Source organism: Dorea sp. MB18-49 (genome assembly GCF_023669465.1).
In the GTDB taxonomy this organism is placed as follows: Bacteria; Bacillota; Clostridia; order Lachnospirales; family Lachnospiraceae; genus Dorea_A; species Dorea_A longicatena.
Genome location: NZ_JAMOYX010000016.1, coordinates 23,464 through 42,163 on the forward strand (window position 1 = coordinate 23,464; position 18,700 = coordinate 42,163).

Genomic DNA, 18,700 nt, shown 5'->3' on the forward strand with positions numbered 1-18,700 from the left:
CGATCTTAGTCGTATTTTTCTTTACGTTTCTGGCTCATCGGCAGAGACTGTTCGTTGTCTACGAGTTCAATCTTCTTACCGCAAGCTGCTTCGATCAGCTCTACGTTTGTAGATTTAACGTTTGGATTCCACTTCTTCTCAGCGGCCTTTACTTCTTCACCAGCCATAGCTGCTTTCAGCATAGCAAGAGCACGGATACCCTCTTCCTGGCAAAGTGTATTACATCCAAGTACCTCATTCTCGATACCAGACTCTGATTTGTTATTGTCAACCATGTACTGCATGTACTTGTTACCAACAACAAGTGCACCCTGAACAGCGCAGAATGAAAGTCCTACTACAGGAATTCCTCTCATACCGATCTGCTCGATGTGGCTTGCGAAATCAATGTGGTTATTTCCGAATCCTTCTGTTGTAACGAAAGCTCCGTCAACATCCATCATTTCTACAGTATGTCCTACACGACGAGATACATAGTACTTCTCAGCATTGATCTGAGGTGATCCTACGAATATAACTCCGCAAAGGTCAACTTCTTCATCATGTAAAGCTTCAAGTACAAGTGGCTCTCTCCAGTAATGTCTTGACATCTCTTTAGATGCAGGTCCGATACACGTTAATGCATGGATACATCCATCAAGTACCTCAAGTGGAGATACGCATACAGGTACGTTTCCTAAGTCTACGTTAGCTCTTGCGCCAAGGATACCAACTGGTTCTACAGGAAGGATGAAGTTATCATGCATAGCTCCCTGTCCCATGATCTCTTTTACGATTACGACTTTCTTCTTACCTGGACGACGGATAGATTTCAGTTCTTCGTCTTCAACAATGAAGCTGTCATCTAATTCTTTCATTACTTCACGGATTTCCTGAGTAATGATATCGAATGCTGTATGTGCAGCCATAGGTCCACGACGTTCCATGTTAGTCTTTTCCTGAACTACGATGTTACCTTTGATAAAGATTTCTCCCTTATCCGGGCATCCAGGACGTCCCCACATGATGTTCTCGTCAAGGTATCCTTCTGAAGAACCGAACTCACCAATCTGAACTCCGCCTTCATCTGTTCCTGTCAGCATCATAACAACGCCGTCAAGTACTCTTGTTGCGCCTTCACCAAGGATTGCATCGCCTTCTTTTGTAGCGATTGGCTGAACATCCATGATTGTCTCTGAGTATGTGTGGTATTGGTCAGGAGTGATGATTTCAAGATGGAAATCTTTAACCAGTTCCTGATTAGCAATTACTTCTGCTTCAATTCCTTCACGGATGTAAAGAGTTGTTCCTTCGATCTTTGTCTCTGGTCCTCTCTTAACCTCTGTGATCTTAATGTGTCTTCTTGTTAATGTTCCTACTACTTTTGTTTCTTCAACAGGTGCTTCTGCTGTTGCTGTAGCTGCTACTGCTGCAGGTACTTCTGCTACTGCTTCTCCTGTTGCTCCAAGAGCTCCAACCGGAATTTCAAGATTGATATCTTTTCCTTCTCCGATATGGATCTTGAGTGTTCCTCCAGCTACTGTTGCTGCTGTTGCAACTGGTGCTGCTGGTGCAGCTTCCTCTGCCGGAGCTTCTTCCTCTGCCTCTTCTGCTGGAGTTGTAGGTGCTTTTACACCATCCAGAACATCATTTGTTAACGGGCAAAGAGAATCACAAGTTTTTGTAAGTTTTGCACCCAGTACTTCTTCGATTGTAAGGCATCCGTCCAGGTTTAATAATCCTGAATCTACCAGATCATCAAAAATTGCTGGATCTTCGAGATTAGCCGGCTCAATTGTGATACCAGCTTCTGCTCTACAGCACAGTACTGCAGGATCATGAGCATGTGCTTTTGCTGTTTCAGCTGTGATTGACATATTGTTTCCCTCCTTGTTTTTGTTTCATACATTTTCCTTGCGGAATATTGTAGTTAAAAAATATATATACAGCTGCGTCCAACTTCCAGAAGAACCTCTCAATTACTTCTGTCAGGCAAAAGAATCGGGGGGTCTCCTACCTCATTGTACGCAACGGTAATACCGATAATATTATGTTTCATTCAGGTTATAATTAAAAATCAATTTCCTGACTTACTTCTTTAGAAACCTTCAGGCTTCTGTACAGTGGATGTCCAACTGTTCTCATAACATGGTCTGTCTGATGGAATACCTTCAGTCCCATCTTCGGTCCGGATGCCATTACAGTATTTGAACAGTCTGAGCAGTTACCGATCAGAATGTATTCACATTTGTCTTTCTTGAACTGCATATTGTTCTTAACCTGTCCAGGACAGTTACCAGGTCTTAAGCACTTCAGTGGTGCTCCCGGTTTGTTTTCAATTGCCTGTTTACATTTGCACATAGATACTACTTTGGCATTCATCTTAGAAGCGATCTCACGCATACGCTCTTCGCTTCCGCCGCAGGCACATACAAGAATTCCCATTGTTGCTCCGTGGAGATCCGGGAACTCGACTGTTACAAGGATTGCTCCTGTCGTTTTGGTTGTTGGTGCATCTAATGTAGTAGACTTTCCTGTGAAAGCTCCACCCATGATGATCTCGCCATATTTTCCGTCGATTCCGCCGGCTTTTTCGATCATCTCTCCAACGCTTACACCAACTGGTACGTCGAAGAATACGTGTGCTTCATTTCCACCGTTTAATTTACCACGGACTGTCATGTTCTTGCTGATACAAGGTTTCTTTTCATCAACCGCTTCAGCAATCTTACAGACAGTTTCTACATTGATAACAACAGATCTAGCTGCTGATGGAAGCTGTGTAGTTGTGAGTAATACCCCAAGACACTCTCTTACTACTGCACGTTCCTCACCCATCGGGTAGATATCAGCCATCAGGTGCATCTTGATATCAGGCTCATTCTCAAGAGCTTTCTGTAATACCTTGATTGCTTTATGATGTTTCTTCTTAATAGCAATAATTGCTTTCTTTGCGTGAGTGATTTCCATACTATATTTAATACCACGGATTAATTTATCACTCTGCTCTTCGATCTGTCTTGTGTTGTGTTCCAGTCCCGGTTCGCATTCAGCTGCATTTACAAGAATGTATCCACAATCCAGTTTGAAGTCTTTCGGAAGCTCTGGGTTAATCTCAGGATCAAGCTCACCCATCGGAGTTTCTTCTAAATTAATATTAAGTTTTACTCCTGTCGGGAATCCGGCTCCTCCCATTCCTACGATTCCGGCTGCTTTCACCAGATCAAGTTTTGATGATTCATCTGTGATACCTTCTACTGATTCGGTAACTGGAATGAATTCATCCGGCTGTTCAGCGGCCGGCTCGATGATGATGCGGTCTTCTGTAATCTCTGTTACTTTTCCATACACGCTTGAAAAGATGTTAGCTCCCAGGCCTGTTGGTGTAGCAATGAGAGTACCCTTTTTCACCTCAGCACCAACTTCTACACATGGTGCACAAGGAGCGCCAACATGCTGACGTAATAACATCTGTACATTTCCCATGACACACTTCTCCTTTTTAATTTTTATTTTATCTAAGTCAAAACGAAACTATGCAAGCTCGTTTACTTATTCTAATTTGATTAATATAGAAATTTTCTATGAATTATTTTTCGCCATTTTTTTAACAAAAACTGTCTGTTTTTTTGGCGGAGGCATGTGGGAATCGAACCCACCCAGGACGCTCTTAACGCCCTACACTAGTTTTGAAGACTAGGAGGCACACCAGTTACCCAACTACCCCCATGTGCTTATATACCATATCATATTTGCCCTTAATTTTCAACACTTTTATTTATTTTTATAATACCAAAAAAGCATTGACTTTTCAAGGTATTTCGTACATAATGAAATCAACAGGTTGAACGAAATACTAGAATGCAGTCTATTTGTTAATTTTATATCGCAATATCTGTTAATTTTATTATTTTTATTTTTCACTCATAGAAAAAGGCACTACGAAAATATAGAGATTTTCAATGTGTTTTTATAAAAACTTATAGATGAATTCTATAGGATATTATAAGGAGGTAAGGATTATGAAGTTAGAAGCAAAAGTTAACTTCAACCGGTTTGAAGAAGCACTTCAGGTTGTAGATGCTCATACAGCCGGTGAGTTCTGCCGTATGGTCATCGGAGGATTCCCTGAGCCAGAAGGCAGCACAATGATCGAAAAGAAAAAATGGATGGAAGAAAAATACGACCACGTTCGTACAGCATTAATGCTGGAGCCGAGAGGACATCACGATATGTTCGGTGCTTTCCTTTGCGAGCCGATCCACGAAGAAGCAGATCTTGGGGTAATCTTCATGGATACAGGCGGATACCTGAACATGTGCGGACACTGTACGATCGGAGCTGTTACAGTAGCCCTTGAAGCAGGTCTTGTTGAATGCCACGAAGGTGAGAACGAAGTTGTTCTGGATGCTCCTGCAGGAATCATCAGAACAAAAGCTCATGTAAAAGACGGAAAGGTAACAGATGTAACTCTTACAAACGTACCTGCATTCATTTACAAAGACAACTTAACAGTTAATATCGACGGAGTAGACATTCCTTATACTATTTCTTTCGGTGGAAGTTTCTTCGCACTGGTTGATACTACAAAGCTTGACATTGGCGAAATCAACGCTAAGACAGTTCCTGCTTATACAGAACTCGGAATGAAGATTCGTGATAAAGTCAACGCAGAAGTTAAGATCCAGCATCCAACTCTGGACATCACAGAAGTTGACCTGGTTGAATTCTACGGACCAACACCGAATCCGGATCAGGCTACAATGAGAAACGTTGTTGTATTCGGAGATGCTCAGGCTGACCGTTCACCTTGCGGAACAGGTACAAGTGCCAAACTCGCTACTCTTCACGGATGGGGCGAACTCGGAATCGGCGAAGAATTTATTTATGAAAGTTTCATGGGAACACGCTTCAAAGGTGTGATCAAAGAAGAAACTAAGATCGGTGATTACGATGCAGTAATCCCAATGATCACAGGAAGTGCATATCTTACAGGTGTTGCTACTTACTTAATTGACTCTACAGATCCATTAAAATATGGTTTCCTTGTAGGCTAATGCATATTCGGGGTTGAATTAGATTGCATTATCATATATGATAATAGAAGCGGATTCGTGTGATCCGCTTCTATTTTTTTATACAGCAAAGAAGGGAATGATCCGAATGCCACGTAAACGCAGATCTACAAAAAGCCGAATTGTTAAAGCAGCCTGGAACCTCTTTTACAAAAATGGCTACGAACAGACTACCGTAGAAGACATCATCAACGCTTCAAAAACTTCAAAAGGTACTTTTTATCATTATTTCAAGGGAAAAGAAGCACTTTTAAATTCACTTTCTTATCTTTTTGACCAGAAATACGAAGACCTTGCTGCGGTGATTGATCCGAATCTTTCTTGTTATGATAAACTTTTATTTTTAAACCATGAATTATTTTATATGATAGAAACCAGCGTCGATATACATCTGCTGGCCTACCTCTACTCTTCGCAGCTGGTTACCAAAGATAAGAAATCTTTGTCTGACAAAAAACGTATTTATTTCAAATGGCTGACAGAGATTATGGAGGAAGGTTTAAAAAGCGGAGAATTCAAAAACACCAGCACCGCTTCCGAACTAATGGAAATATATGCCATGTATGAGCGTGCTCTTCTCTATGACTGGGCCCTTTTCAAAGGCAAATTCTCACTGACCGAACGTACAGACAAGTTACTTCCACATGTATTACAGACATTTGTGGATGGACTTTAATCGCCATGTATTCGAAAGAAGCTGTCAGTTTCCCTTATATACAAAAATTAACAGGCGTTGACCGCAGAGATTTCTCTGCAGTCAACGCCTGTTCTCTTTCAGTCCAGATTTTCCATACCCTTGTTATGACCTCTTATACAAGGCATTCATGAACATCTTCCTGTTCAATCCCTACCTCTTTCATCACATCAAGGATCTGTTCTCGGTCTGTCAGATCCGCACACCAGGAAAGTCCGCATCCTGCCGAAATCGCTCTCGGTACAGGAATCAGTCTGCCTGGTACATTTCTTTCCTTGCATACCTTCTCCATCGCCATCGCATCAGACGTCGTATGGAAAGTTACAACAAGTTTCATTACTTTTTTTCTCATCTTTACTCAATCACCACTTCGTAGTAACCGTCTTTCTCCACAGCTGTTGACTTTTTCCCCTTACTTTTGGCAAATTTTTCAACATTCATCTTCTGATGAGGCTCTGTGACAAGAATTTTCACAGGTCCTGTTTCTCCTTTTAACGCTTCTGCTGTCAGCATTAATGGTTCCGGACAAGAAAGACCTCTTGCATCTACTTCTTTCATATTTAATTCCTTCTTTCCTAGAATACTATGTATTTAAGCATATTTCAATCTTATTTTGTTTCTTCTCTCTTATTCGTAAATGCGATAATAAAGCAAATCACAATACAGATAATACATGCAATCTTACCATTCAATGGTACTGCACCTGCCACTACTTCTTTCGTCTCAGGATTAAGTGCAGTTCCACTTGCCGCAAGTCCGAAGTTATGACACATTGCAGCTCCCACAAACATTCCGACTACGGTTACCGCCGAATCAGAAGATCCCTGCCCCGCAAGGATCAGCTGTCTTAATGGGCATCCTCCTGCAAGTACAGCTGCGAATCCAACTGTGTACATTCCAAGAATATTCCACAGATGTTCAGAATGCGCAATAATTCCAGGTGTATCAAATCCAAGCACGAAACGTCCTGTTGCAAGATTAAATACAAGCATCACTACAAAAAGTCCCGCAATGACACTGATAAGATCAAAGTTTTTCATCAGGATAATATCCCGGATACTTCCCGCAAAGCACATTCTTGATTTCTGTGCAAATGCTCCAAATACAAGACCTCCGATCAAAGATGCAATAATCGGTGCATGCATGCTTCCAGGTCCTGCCTGGCTCGCTTTCAGAAGTGTTGTACATGTAGCAAGGATCAAAATCGCAACCACGATTGCCGGAAGAACCGCTCCGTTAACTTTGTTAGTTACATGTGCTCTTCCAAGACTGAATCCCTTCTTTAATGCAAATACTCCCGTTGCCACTCCAAGGATGAAGCCAACGAAAGCTACCCATGCATTCAGATCACCTGCCGACATACGGATTACCATACGCAGAGGGCATCCCAGGAATACAAGTGCACCGATCATAATGATCACACCAAGAATAAAACGGATCATCGGCGATGATCCCGCCGTTGAGCGATATTCTTTTGTTGCTATTGAAATGATAAATGCCCCAAGTACAAGACCAATAACCTCCGGTCTTGCATACTGTACCACTTCTGCCTGATGCATTCCCATTGCTCCCGCCGTATCACGGATAAAACATGCAATACAGAATGCCATGTTCGCCGGATTTCCAAGTGTTGCAAGGCATGCCGCTACAATACCACACACAACACCGGCCAGTACCAGTTTTTTCTTTGAATCTGATAAATTCATATGTGTTTCCTCCTATACTCTCATTTTCTTGCATTTCCCCATAACTATATGCCTGGCATACTTTTTATGACGCCTTGTCACATATCACATATTTTACGGTTCTTCTGCCAGTTCGCGGATCGCCCTTATAGCCGTATCCACTTCTTCCTCCGTGTTGTAATGTGAGAAACTGAATCTCACAGCCCCCTGTTCTACCGTTCCAAGCGCCTCGTGCATAAGCGGTGCACAATGCCCTCCCGATCTGGTAGAAATATCATATTCCATAAGAAGCTCATCACTCACTTCTGAAGAATCATAATCACCGATGTTCAGCGTCACGATCGCACAGCGTTCTTTCTGACTGTAATCCCCATAAATCTTAACGCCCGGAACATCTTTTACCCCGTTATAGAACCGCCACATCAGATTTTCTTCTTTTTTGCGGATATTATCAATTCCTGTTTTTTCCAGATATCCAAGTGCCGCATGAAGTCCGGCGATTCCATGTCCGTTCAAAGTACCTGCCTCCAAAGCCGTCGGCATCTGCACCGGATGTTCTTTGCTATATGTCTGTATTCCACTTCCTCCGGTCTTTAACGGTCTGATCTGTATTCCTTCTTTTACATATATTCCGCCTGTCCCCTGAGGTCCAAGAAGTCCTTTGTGTCCTGTAAAACATAATATATCTATATCCATCTTCTGCACGTCAATTGGAAATACTCCGGCCGTCTGTGATGCATCCACCACAAAGATCAGTCCGTGCTTATGCGCCATCTTTCCAATTACTGCCACATCTACATAATTGCCGGTAAGATTCGATCCATTGGTACAGATAATCATCTTCGTATTCTCTTTTATCGCTGCCTCCATCGCAGCTATATCCGGCATTCCTTTCTCGTTACATCCTATAACTGAAAGTTCTGTGCCTTTCTTCTCCATCTCATATAACGGTCTTAACACCGAATTATGTTCCAGAACCGTTGTGATCACATGATCTCCCGGATCCAGTATTCCTTTTATAGCAATATTCAGACTTTCCGTAGAATTCGATGTAAATGCAATCTGCCTTGCATTCTCTGCACCGAATAATTTTGCCAGTCCCTCCCTGGTATCATAAATAATCCTGGATGCACTGAGTGCAGCTTCACTGGCCCCGCGTCCTGCATTCCCCATCGAACTCATCGCACTTACTACCGCATCGATCACTTCCTGTGGTTTGTGCATTGTTGTAGCTGCATTGTCCATATATATCATACTTGTCTCCTCCTAATGACCGCACATGATTCAAGTTTTATTATAAAAATATTATTCCGTTCATTCAATACTATTTAATTTCTAAGTAAATTCATACCTCTTTCATATGCTTTTAGTATAGTCTATTTTCTTCATCCCGTCTAATCGAAACATTACATAAACCCACAGCATTCATAGTAATTATCTATAAATGTTGTGGGTTTATTCTATTATTTAGATCTACAGATCATAAACTGTAATCTATTCTTCTATTCCGTATACTTCTTTTACCACTTTAACAAAGCGCTCTGCACTTTTTGATATCTGATAATTCTTATTATACACCAGGTTAATGTCACGTCCCTGATCTGCCTTTGGAATAGGAAATGTCAGAAGATCTCCTGATTTTGCTTCTTCTTCCGCCGCAAGTCTGGATATGATCGAAATTCCCATTCCTTGTTTTACCGACTTCTTGATCGTCTCCTGATTTTCAATACTTGCAATGATCTTAAGCTTATCCAGATTGATTCCGGCATTACGGAGCTGTTTTCCGGCTTCTTTTCTTGTGCCGGATCCTTCTTCCCGCATGATCAGACATTCCTCACTGATCCAGCTTATATCTTCAATATTCTGATGTAACACCTGATATTTCTCCGTATTCGGAGTGATCATTACCAGTTCATCCTTATAAAACGGAATATATTTACAGTGTTTTTTCTCCAGAACCGTTCCGGTAAATCCTACATCTACCATATGATCAATGATCTTGGTCACAACCTGACTGCTGTCCGTTTCAAGAAGCTTTACCTGTTCTTTCGGATACCGTTCATTGAACTTCATAAGAATCTCCGGAAGCAGATACTGTGCCGGAATTGTAGATGCCGCAATTGTGATCAGATGTTTGCTCTCACTTTTCCCTGTTTCAAATCTTTCCTCGATCTTTTTCTGAAGATCGATCATCTGTCTTGCGTAACGGTACAATTCTTTCCCGTCATCCGATAATTTTACTTCTTTTGTATTTCTTACGAAAAGCCTTGCATTCAGTTCTTTCTCCAGTGACGAAATGTGTGCACTGATGGTTGGCTGTGTCAGAAACAGCTGTTTTGCTGCCTTTGAAAAACTGCCTCCCTCTGCTACCTGAACGAAAGCTTCTAATTGTTTTAAATTCATTAGTATGCCACCCTTTCGCTCTCTGCTCCCTTTTTCTTGGTTACCTTAATACTGTCCATATATTCCAAGATCGGTTTTGCACTTTTTCTGCTTGTCTCAAACATGTCTCTGACCTGTGCGATCGTGATCAGCGGATCTTCTTTCAAATGCTCTTTGATCTTCTCTTTCGCAGTCTCCATATAAGAGGTCAGCGTATACATTTCATCATTTATTTTTACAATCTGTTTTTCTTCTAATAAGATGTTCAGGATGTCATCCATGATATCCTGTGGTACATCCTTACATGTAACCTCGGAATATCTTGCAAAGTCAAATCCTGCTTTTTCAAATGTATCCAGCATGATCTTTGACACTTTATCATAAATCTTGTCTTTCCGTACTTCATACTCCGGAGTACATAAGAATTCATCGACTCGTTTCAATACTCCCTGTTCTTCAAAAAGCGTCAGAATCTTGTCGTATACATTTGGTTTTACCTTTTTGAAATATGTGGTCTGTACCTGTGCCTTCTTAATTCCGTAGCGGTACGGATACGTTTCTTCATATTCCTTCAAAGCTTTCAGCAGGATACGTTCTGCCTCTCTTGCAGAATCGCTGTGCCATACATACGTATCTTTCCGCATTGGAAATGCATAGATACTGCCCTGCTCTTCCAGTTCTTTCACATCCTGCTCCACCTCTTCCGGCGAAAGTGCCGTAAGCTTGGCCAGTTCCGTGACTGTGATCAAGGTCTCTGCATGACTCTTCACATGCATTTCTATAACATCTGCGGACGATCCTTCTTCCTTGCGCTTCAGTTCTTCGATCACTTCCGGCTGGAATCTTCTCTTGATCTTCGGATTCGGCTCAAGAACAACACCTCCGCCGATCGTCTCCATTGGTGAATAGAAACGTACTACGAATTTGTCTCCTCTTCTTACCGCAACTTCTTCTTCCATACGAAGCTGTACATAACCGCTTTCTCCAGGTCCAATCTCTTCCTTATCCAGAAGTACCGCACGGCAGAGCACTTCACTGGTTCCTGTAAAGAAATGCAGACGTGTATGATTCGTCAGGATTCTCACAGAAGAATCCAGTACATTTAACTTTACATCCAGAAGGTCGGTATTTTTCATACTGTTCGGAGGCGCCAGTACGCAGCCTCTCTTGATTTCTTTTTTCTTCACATTTGAAAGGTTGATCGCCACACGTTGTCCGGCGTAACACTCTTTCTTATCTTCTCCGTGAACCTGAATGCTTCGGATCTTACATTCTTTTCCGACCGGATACATCTGAAGTGTGTCTTCTTTCGTGATCGTTCCGGACACCAGTGTTCCGGTGATGATTGTTCCAAATCCGGAAAGTGTAAATACTCTGTCGATCGGGAGACGCGGAATAGTATGAATATCTTTCTGTACCACTTCGTCTCTGGTCTGATGTTCAATCTCTTTTACCAGATCATCAAGGCCGGCACCTGTCGCTGCCGATACTTTGACAAGCGGCGCATGTTCCAGGAATGTTCCGGAAAGTTCTTCCCTTACATCCTCTTCCATCATCTCCAGCCACTCTTCATCTACGAGATCACATTTATTCAGCACAATGATACTCTTCTCGATTCCGAGAAGGTTCAGAATATCCATGTGCTCTCTTGTCTGCGGCATGATTCCCTCATCCGCCGCGATCACCAGGAGTACCAGATCCATTCCGACAACTCCGGCAACCATGTTATTGATGAATTTCTCATGTCCCGGTACATCGATGATTCCCGCACGGTCTCCTCCCGGCAGGTCAAAATACGTAAACCCTAAGTCAATCGTAATTCCTCTTCGCTGTTCTTCTTCCCAGCGGTCTGTATTTCTTCCGGTCAGTGCTTTGATCAGTGTTGTCTTACCATGATCAATGTGTCCGGCCGTTCCGATAATAATATTCTTCATAGCCTTCTTTTGCACCTACCGTTCTTCTTTCTTTCCTAATAATTCTGCAAGCTCTGCTGCAATCATCTTATAATCCTTGCGTTCGATCGTTCTGACATCCAGACAGATACTGTCATTGATCGTTCTCGGAATGATCGGGATCTCCAGATGACGCATCTTCTCTTCCATCTCTGCAACACTCATGCCATTTGGCTGGATTGCAACTGCACGGCTTTCCATACGCTCAAGTGGAAGGGATCCGCCGCCGATCTGTGATTCACAGGATACCATCTGAATCTTTGCATCCATTCCAGTGTGACGCAAGATACGCACAAAGCTTCTGGCTTCTTTTTCAATTTCTTCCAAAGGCGTTGCGATCATACGCAATACCGGAATATTCTGAACAGCCATCTCCTCTGACAGATATTCCATCAGAACCATTTCCAGTGCTGCCGCCGTAAATTTATCAATACGAAGTGCACGGGTAAGCTGGTTCTTCTTCATCATATCGATGTACTTCTTCTTACCGATGATAATTCCCGCCTGTGGTCCCCCAAGAAGCTTGTCACCGCTGAAACATACCACATCCGCACCATGTGCGATGGATTCCTGTACGGTCGGCTCATGTGTCAGACCGTATTTCTCCAAGTCGATCAGCACACCGCTTCCGAGATCTTCCACAACCGGAATCTCATGTTCCTTCGCAATCGGTACCAGTTCATCAATTCCCACACTTTCTGTAAATCCAACAATACGGTAGTTACTGGTGTGTACCTTCAGAAGAGCTTTCGTCTCTTCTGTGATTGCTTCTTCATAATCCTCATAATGTGTCTTGTTCGTCGTTCCGACTTCCACGAGGCTTGCACCGCTCTGTTCCATCACATCCGGAATGCGGAATTTACCACCAATCTCGATCAGCTCCCCGCGGGAAACGATTACTTCTCCGCCTTTTGCCAGAGAACTTAAGATCAGAAGTACCGAAGACGCATTATTATTGACCGCCATGGCAGCCTCTGCGCCGGTTAATTTACACAGAAGCTTTTCAAAATGCGAATAACGCTCTCCTCTTCTTCCTGCTTCCAGATTGTATTCCAGATTGGAATACCCACTGACGATCTCTGCTGCTTTCATCATGTGTTCGTAACTGATCGGTGCACGTCCGAGATTCGTATGCAGGATCGTTCCGGTTCCGTTGATCACCTTTTTCATATTCGGTGTATGCATTGCCGCAACGGCTTTTTCTATATTTTCATTCAGTAATGCGATCTGGTGTTTTGCTTTTTCTTCATCATCGCATGTTCCGATATATGCACGGAGCTTTTCCATCTCACTGTGGATCGCTTCCATTACACTTTCACGGCTGTAGGCCTCTATCAATACTTTGATTCCTTCATCCGCCAGAAGAATATCTACTTTGGGGATACTCCGGTATAATACATTCTTATTCATTATGTTTCTCCATTCTGTCATTCTTTTATGACTTCATATCTAGAATAACCGGATCAGCTTATCACTCTTTGGTGCAACTGTTCCGATTACGGAAACGGTTGTATCCAGTCCTGATGCTCTGAAGTCTCTCATCATATTCTCGTATTCTTTAGGCGAAACACTGATGAGAAGTCCGCCGGAAGTCTGTGGATCATAGAGAAGATCTAAGTATGTCTCTTCTACCGAACCAACTTCCACCTGATTGATCGAATATCTCTTATTCTTATAAGCTCCTGCCGGAACAAGGCCCATCTTCGCATAATCGTATGCATCCTGAAGATACGCAATGTCATGCACACTGAGTTCAAATGTCACATCACTTGCCGATGCCATCTCAACACAATGTCCAAGCAGTCCAAATCCAGTGATATCCGTACATGCGGAAACATCATACTTTTCCACAACCTGCTTGCCTATCTTATTCAAGGATGCCATGACCGTCTGTGCCTCGCGGATTGCCGATGGCGATGCCATCTCTGCTTTGATCGCAGTATTCACGATACCACTTCCGATCTGTTTTGTAAGAATCAATATATCTCCCGGTCTGCAGCCATAGTTCTTAAAGATCTTATCCGGGTGAACGAATCCGGATACGCAGAGACCGTATTTCGGTTCATCATCCTGTACCGAATGTCCTCCGACTAATACTGCACCTGCTTCTTTTACTTTGTCTGCGCCTCCCGCAAGGATATCGCCGAGGATCGCCGGATCCAGGCAATTCGGGAAACCTACGATGTTCAGGGCTACCGCCGGTTCTCCTCCCATCGCCCATACATCACTGAGCGAGTTGGCAGCGGCGATCTGTCCGAACATATATGGATCATCCACAATCGGAGTAAAGAAATCAACCGTCTGAATCATCGCAATATCATCTGTCACTTTGTAGATGGCAGCATCATCGGAAGTCTCGATTCCTACTATTAAATTGTCATCCTCAAATTTTGGCAGCTTACTCAGAACCTGAGCAAGGGTCTCCGGACCAATCTTGGCCGCTCAACCTGCTGTTTTGCTTAAACTCGTTAATTTTACATCTGATTTCATTCTTTTTACTCCTCCTGTTTTTCATACCTTTCTTCAGAGGCAGTACAGTCGATGAACTGTCATGCAGACTCTTTTGTATTCATTATACATACGCCGTAGTACAAGAAAGCCGGAACCCCTGTATCTTACTTCAGGAATCCGGCTTTTTATCCAGGTATGTAACTAATTTATGATGGTCTGACGATTCTTCCTGCTTTTGCCATCGTTTCAACAATGCTGTACATGTTCGTTACTGTACCAACTGCAAGCTTGTCTTTCAGACCATAATAATCCAGACAGGTTCCACATGTCATGATCTCTACTCCCTGTGCTTCCAGAGATTTCAGATCTTCCAGAGAATCAGAACCTTCTGTAGTCAAAGTTGCTCCTCCATTATAGAAAAGCATTGTCTTTGGCAGTGTATCAAGCTGTGTCACTGCAAAAATAAATCCTTTGATCAGAACTTTTCCTAATTCATCATTTCCAGATCCCATACGGTCAGAAGAAACGACAACGACTGTATTGTCTCTTGCATCCGGCGCACATACTGCTTCAGCTCCATCTGCTGCCGGTGCTCCTTCCATTTCAATCGTAACTTTATATTCGGCATCCCCCAATTTTTCAGAAGTTACTTTTCCTCCTGAGCTAGATGCCATCTTTGTTACATTCTGCACTGCGATCTCATTATCAACCAGAACTTCAATCGTCTCCGGTCCTGTCAGTGCAGCCATTGCCTTCTTGGTTTTAATAACCGGGATTGGGCAATTGTCTCCCATAGCATTAACTGTAATCATAATGATTCCACCTTTCTATCACCATTTCCACAATCAACACATATAGATTCATTCTATCATCATTTATGGAAAAGGTAAATATATAATTTATAGAATTATTATATAAAAGTCTGAAAACGTCTATCCTTAGAATCCTACCTTCGGGTATCCATTTCCATACTCTTGTACCTCCAGTATGTGATATGCACCGTCCTCATAATATGCCGGTTTCATACCACCTTTTTTCAGAGCTTGCATAAACTCTTCCATTGTCTTTACTTCTTCCGGAAACCAGGTCGCACACGCACCGACTTTCTCCGGTACATGACAGTCGCTGGATCCCATCGTACACAGTCCGAGTTCCTGTGCATATCTCGCCGCCTTCTGGCACGCCTCTACAGAAGTGCTTCCATTTAAGACTTCCAGGCCGTCCAGACCTTTGACTGTCCTTAAGTTCTCTTCCAGACCTCTGTTATTATTGCGGAACGGATGTGCCGCAAAGCAGAAGCCTCCCTGTGCTTTTACCAGATCAATAAAGTCCTGCGCGGAAATTCTCTCATCCGGATATTCTTCAATTCCAAATGCAATAATGTCTCCCTGCAGAGAAAAGAATTCAATTCCTCCAAAGATCGGGAATCCTGTCTTCTTCGAATATTCTGCTGCGTATTCTTTTAGTCCCATATCATCATGGTCCGTGATGCAGATTGCACCGAGACCTTTCTCTCTGGCAATTTCTACCATCTCTTCTAATTTTAAGAAACTGTCTTTTGAACAGGTCATTTCGTGCATATGCGTATCTACAAACATACTTTCCCGGCTCCTTTGTTTTTATTCATACTAAACTTTTCTCTTACTTTTCATTATATAAATAACCACACCGGCTTTCAAATAGGGAATCTTAATATGCCGTCTTATATATAGATCGTATCTATAGTAACGTTAAAGACACTGCCTACGGCAGTGTCTCCTGCGTATCTTAGTCAAGTCCCTGCAGGACACGCTGATCCTCTCTGTTGCTCTCTTTTGTCCTTGTACTCATATTTAACTCTTCCTGCTTCTCCAGACATTCCTGAATTGCTTCATTCAGTGACAGCATCTTCTCATCCAGAGTCGATACCATCTCTGCACATTCTCTCAGATCCCTGCTGATATAATCAGGAGCATCTCCTTCAAATTTGTAATAAATCTTATGCTCCAGACTTGCCCAGAAATCCATTGCGATCGTACGGATCTGAATCTCTACCTTAGTATCCACAACGCTGTCAGAAAGAAAAATAGGTACGGATACCAGCATATGGTAGCTCTTATATCCACTTTCTTTTGGATTCTTAATATAATCTTTGATCGACAATACTTTCAGATCGCTTTGATTACCGATCATCTCCGCCAGCCGGTAAATATCTGATGTAAAGGAACAGATCAGGCGGACCCCTGCGATATCATTGATATACTTTACCATATTCTCGATTGATATCTCGTAGCCGTATCTGCGTAACTTCTTTACAATACTTTCCGGTGTCTTGATCCTAGTCTTAATATGTTCAATCGGGTTGTATTTATGCACATGTTGGAATTCATCGTTCAGTATCTCCAGCTTTGTCCCCACTTCTTTTAACGCTGAATTATACAGGAACATGATCGTCTTCCAACTGTCGACATCCTCATAGTTCTTCATCGTATTTTCCATATAAATGTTCTCTCTCCTCTCTTCGCGAAGAGTTAAACCAGCACTGTTAATATTATACCATAAGCTGTACTAATATGTCATATTTTTCACATTTATTTAAGAAAGATTATACATTTATAAACTACAAAAGAAGCCGTCATCCGACAGCTTCTCTCTATATCTTTTATAATTTCTACTTTTAGAATTCAATTCCTTCTCTTGCCATTACCTTACGGTCATATGGGTGCTTCACCTTCATCATCATCGTTGCATAATCTGCAAGATCCAACATATCCTGCGATACTTCATGCCCTGTTAAGATAACCTCCAGTCCACGCGGTTTATGCTCCAGAAAACTTTTGATCTTCTCCTCACTTAAGACATTCAGATGGATCGCACATAATGCTTCATCCAGCACCAGTACATCAAAATTCGTACAGAACTTCACGATCTCATCCAGTGCTTTGTTGTTATAATGACGCAGCTCTGCTTTCTCATCCCCGTTCATCCGGCTTACGAATTTCACCTGATCACGCCCCGGAAGACAGGTGATCCCCGGTACTGCTTCCAGAATCTTTCTTTCATTCGATGAATTGTCCTTCAGGAACTGGAAGAAGAGCACCTGAAGTCCATATCCGGCGGCTCTGACTGCCTGGCCGACTGCTGCTGTTGTCTTTCCTTTGCCATCTCCGTAATACATATGAATTCTTCCTGTGCCCATCATAACATTCTACCTGCTTTCTCCTAAAAATCTATGTAAAAATTGAACTCATTTTTATTCTATTGGACATTATAATCGTTTAAGCCTGAAATGTAAATGCCTGGAAATCTACTAGCCGCAGTTTTCCAGGCACTCTTTACATTATATTATGAAGTTTTATTTTATCCTGTCATTTTTCGTACATGTTTTTTACACACGATAATTTAAATATAACACTTTAAAATTCCAGCTTCATATCTCCCATCTTGATCCAGTCTTTCTTTCTCATGAATTCTGAAACACCAAGTGTCACAACTGCCGGAAGCACAATCTGGATCAGCAAGATCTTGATCAGCACCATTTGTGCAGACTCTGTCTGGATCATCGTCTGCCATGTCATGATCTGTCCCACTAATCCTGCCGTTCCCATACCGGAACCGGTCGCATTGTTCGTCATATGGAGTACCATTGTTCCCACCGGTCCGAGGATTACACTCGATATAATCGCCGGAAGCCAGATTACCGGCTTCTTCACAATATTCGGAACCTGCAGCATCGAAGTTCCGATTCCCTGTGCCAAAAGTCCTCCGACTTTATTTTCACGGTAACTTGCCACGGCAAATCCTACCATATTACAGCAGCATCCAACCGTTGCCGCACCTGCTGCCAGACCGGACAGATTCAGGATTACACCAAGTGCTGCTGAACTGATCGGCAGTGTCAGTATCATTCCCATCAGTACAGATACGATAATTCCCATCAGGAACGGTTGCTGTTCTGTTCCCCAGTTGATCAGTGAACCAAGCCAGCTCATGAATCCCGAGATCGGTGGTCCGATCAGGAATCCTACCAGACATCCACTTCCAATCGTCACAACCGGAGTCACCAGGATATCTACCTTCGTCTTTCCGGATACCATATGACCGAAGAAAATACCTACATATGCGGCAATAAATGCCCCCAGCGGTTCTCCCGGTCCGGCAAATACCATGGCTCCGTCTACGAATACCTTTCCTGCCAGAATACTGCTTGCAAATGCCCCTGCCATTCCGGCGGTTGCTGCCGATACGACTACCAACGGTGCTTCTTTGAACTTATAGGCTACTGCCACACCGATACCCGCTCCGGTAAGGGATGCTGCAAGTTTCCCTGCGATAAAGATCATCTCTCCAATATTTCCACCCATAAATGTTCCAATCTGCTGGATGATCGTGCCGATGATCAGTGTTGCGAACAGACCGTGCGCCATAGCACTTAAGCCTTCGATAAATATGCGGTCTAATGCTTTCTTTACTTTTTCCATCTTTCTCTCTCCTGTATCTCAT

The 18,700-nt window shown here is 42.7% G+C and carries 17 protein-coding genes and 1 tRNA gene; 2 read left to right on the top strand and 16 right to left on the bottom strand.

Annotated features, from left to right (window positions below):
* Positions 1-5: 5 nt before the first annotated feature.
* The 3 genes from prdA to NCY30_RS06755 all read right to left on the bottom strand — a co-directional run bounded on the left by prdA (position 6) and on the right by NCY30_RS06755 (position 3,707).
* A complete protein-coding gene (gene prdA / locus NCY30_RS06745) occupies positions 6-1,856 on the bottom strand; it encodes a D-proline reductase (dithiol) proprotein PrdA (protein ID WP_173784811.1) in 1,851 nt (616 codons plus the stop codon).
* Positions 1,857-2,049: 193 nt separating this feature from the next.
* Positions 2,050-3,465: a proline reductase-associated electron transfer protein PrdC gene (gene prdC / locus NCY30_RS06750; protein WP_173784812.1), complete on the bottom strand. Its 1,416-nt coding sequence runs from the start codon at positions 3,463-3,465 to the stop codon at positions 2,050-2,052.
* Positions 3,466-3,609: 144 nt separating this feature from the next.
* Positions 3,610-3,707: transfer RNA gene (locus tag NCY30_RS06755), tRNA-Sec, on the bottom strand.
* Positions 3,708-4,001: 294 nt separating this feature from the next.
* Between NCY30_RS06755 and NCY30_RS06760 the strand changes: the two genes are divergently transcribed.
* Positions 4,002-5,036 carry a proline racemase family protein gene (locus tag NCY30_RS06760; RefSeq protein ID WP_055303688.1) on the top strand — a complete coding sequence of 345 codons (1,035 nt, stop codon included), beginning with the start codon at positions 4,002-4,004 and terminating at the stop codon, positions 5,034-5,036.
* 106 nt (positions 5,037-5,142) lie between these two features.
* Positions 5,143-5,730: a TetR/AcrR family transcriptional regulator gene (locus NCY30_RS06765; RefSeq protein WP_173784824.1), complete on the top strand. Its 588-nt coding sequence runs from the start codon at positions 5,143-5,145 to the stop codon at positions 5,728-5,730.
* 133 nt (positions 5,731-5,863) lie between these two features.
* Here the strand turns inward: NCY30_RS06765 and NCY30_RS06770 are convergent, their stop codons facing one another.
* The 13 genes from NCY30_RS06770 to NCY30_RS06830 form a co-directional block, all read right to left on the bottom strand.
* Positions 5,864-6,100 carry a DUF3343 domain-containing protein gene (locus NCY30_RS06770; RefSeq protein WP_006427361.1) on the bottom strand — a complete coding sequence of 79 codons (237 nt, stop codon included), beginning with the start codon at positions 6,098-6,100 and terminating at the stop codon, positions 5,864-5,866.
* Between the two features lie 2 nt (positions 6,101-6,102).
* The gene (locus tag NCY30_RS06775) at positions 6,103-6,306 is read right to left on the bottom strand and encodes a sulfurtransferase TusA family protein (protein ID WP_006427360.1); all 204 of its coding nucleotides are present in this window, start codon (positions 6,304-6,306) and stop codon (positions 6,103-6,105) included.
* A gap of 50 nt (positions 6,307-6,356) precedes the next feature.
* Positions 6,357-7,454, bottom strand: a complete 1,098-nt coding sequence (gene yedE / locus NCY30_RS06780; RefSeq protein ID WP_173784813.1) for a YedE family putative selenium transporter — start codon at positions 7,452-7,454, stop codon at positions 6,357-6,359.
* Positions 7,455-7,547: 93 nt separating this feature from the next.
* Positions 7,548-8,687 carry an aminotransferase class V-fold PLP-dependent enzyme gene (locus tag NCY30_RS06785; RefSeq protein ID WP_006427358.1) on the bottom strand — a complete coding sequence of 380 codons (1,140 nt, stop codon included), beginning with the start codon at positions 8,685-8,687 and terminating at the stop codon, positions 7,548-7,550.
* A gap of 240 nt (positions 8,688-8,927) precedes the next feature.
* Positions 8,928-9,836, bottom strand: a complete 909-nt coding sequence (locus NCY30_RS06790) for a selenium metabolism-associated LysR family transcriptional regulator (protein WP_173784814.1) — start codon at positions 9,834-9,836, stop codon at positions 8,928-8,930.
* Positions 9,836-11,749, bottom strand: a complete 1,914-nt coding sequence (gene selB / locus NCY30_RS06795) for a selenocysteine-specific translation elongation factor (protein ID WP_173784815.1) — start codon at positions 11,747-11,749, stop codon at positions 9,836-9,838. Before selB ends, NCY30_RS06790 begins: the two co-directional genes overlap by 1 nt.
* A gap of 15 nt (positions 11,750-11,764) precedes the next feature.
* Complete coding sequence (gene selA / locus NCY30_RS06800; protein WP_173784816.1) at positions 11,765-13,177, bottom strand: L-seryl-tRNA(Sec) selenium transferase; 1,413 nt, start codon at positions 13,175-13,177, stop codon at positions 11,765-11,767.
* 39 nt (positions 13,178-13,216) lie between these two features.
* Positions 13,217-14,257, bottom strand: a complete 1,041-nt coding sequence (gene selD / locus NCY30_RS06805) for a selenide, water dikinase SelD (RefSeq protein ID WP_080543136.1) — start codon at positions 14,255-14,257, stop codon at positions 13,217-13,219.
* A gap of 167 nt (positions 14,258-14,424) precedes the next feature.
* Positions 14,425-15,030: a sulfurtransferase-like selenium metabolism protein YedF gene (gene yedF / locus NCY30_RS06810; RefSeq protein ID WP_006427353.1), complete on the bottom strand. Its 606-nt coding sequence runs from the start codon at positions 15,028-15,030 to the stop codon at positions 14,425-14,427.
* A gap of 126 nt (positions 15,031-15,156) precedes the next feature.
* Complete coding sequence (locus tag NCY30_RS06815; protein WP_250818581.1) at positions 15,157-15,816, bottom strand: PHP domain-containing protein; 660 nt, start codon at positions 15,814-15,816, stop codon at positions 15,157-15,159.
* Between the two features lie 169 nt (positions 15,817-15,985).
* Positions 15,986-16,696 carry a GTP pyrophosphokinase gene (locus NCY30_RS06820; protein ID WP_173784817.1) on the bottom strand — a complete coding sequence of 237 codons (711 nt, stop codon included), beginning with the start codon at positions 16,694-16,696 and terminating at the stop codon, positions 15,986-15,988.
* A gap of 178 nt (positions 16,697-16,874) precedes the next feature.
* Complete coding sequence (locus NCY30_RS06825) at positions 16,875-17,399, bottom strand: cob(I)yrinic acid a,c-diamide adenosyltransferase (protein ID WP_173784818.1); 525 nt, start codon at positions 17,397-17,399, stop codon at positions 16,875-16,877.
* A gap of 214 nt (positions 17,400-17,613) precedes the next feature.
* Positions 17,614-18,678, bottom strand: coding sequence for a PTS transporter subunit IIC (locus tag NCY30_RS06830; RefSeq protein WP_250818582.1), 1,065 nt, complete (start codon positions 18,676-18,678; stop codon positions 17,614-17,616).
* Positions 18,679-18,700 lie beyond the last annotated feature (22 nt).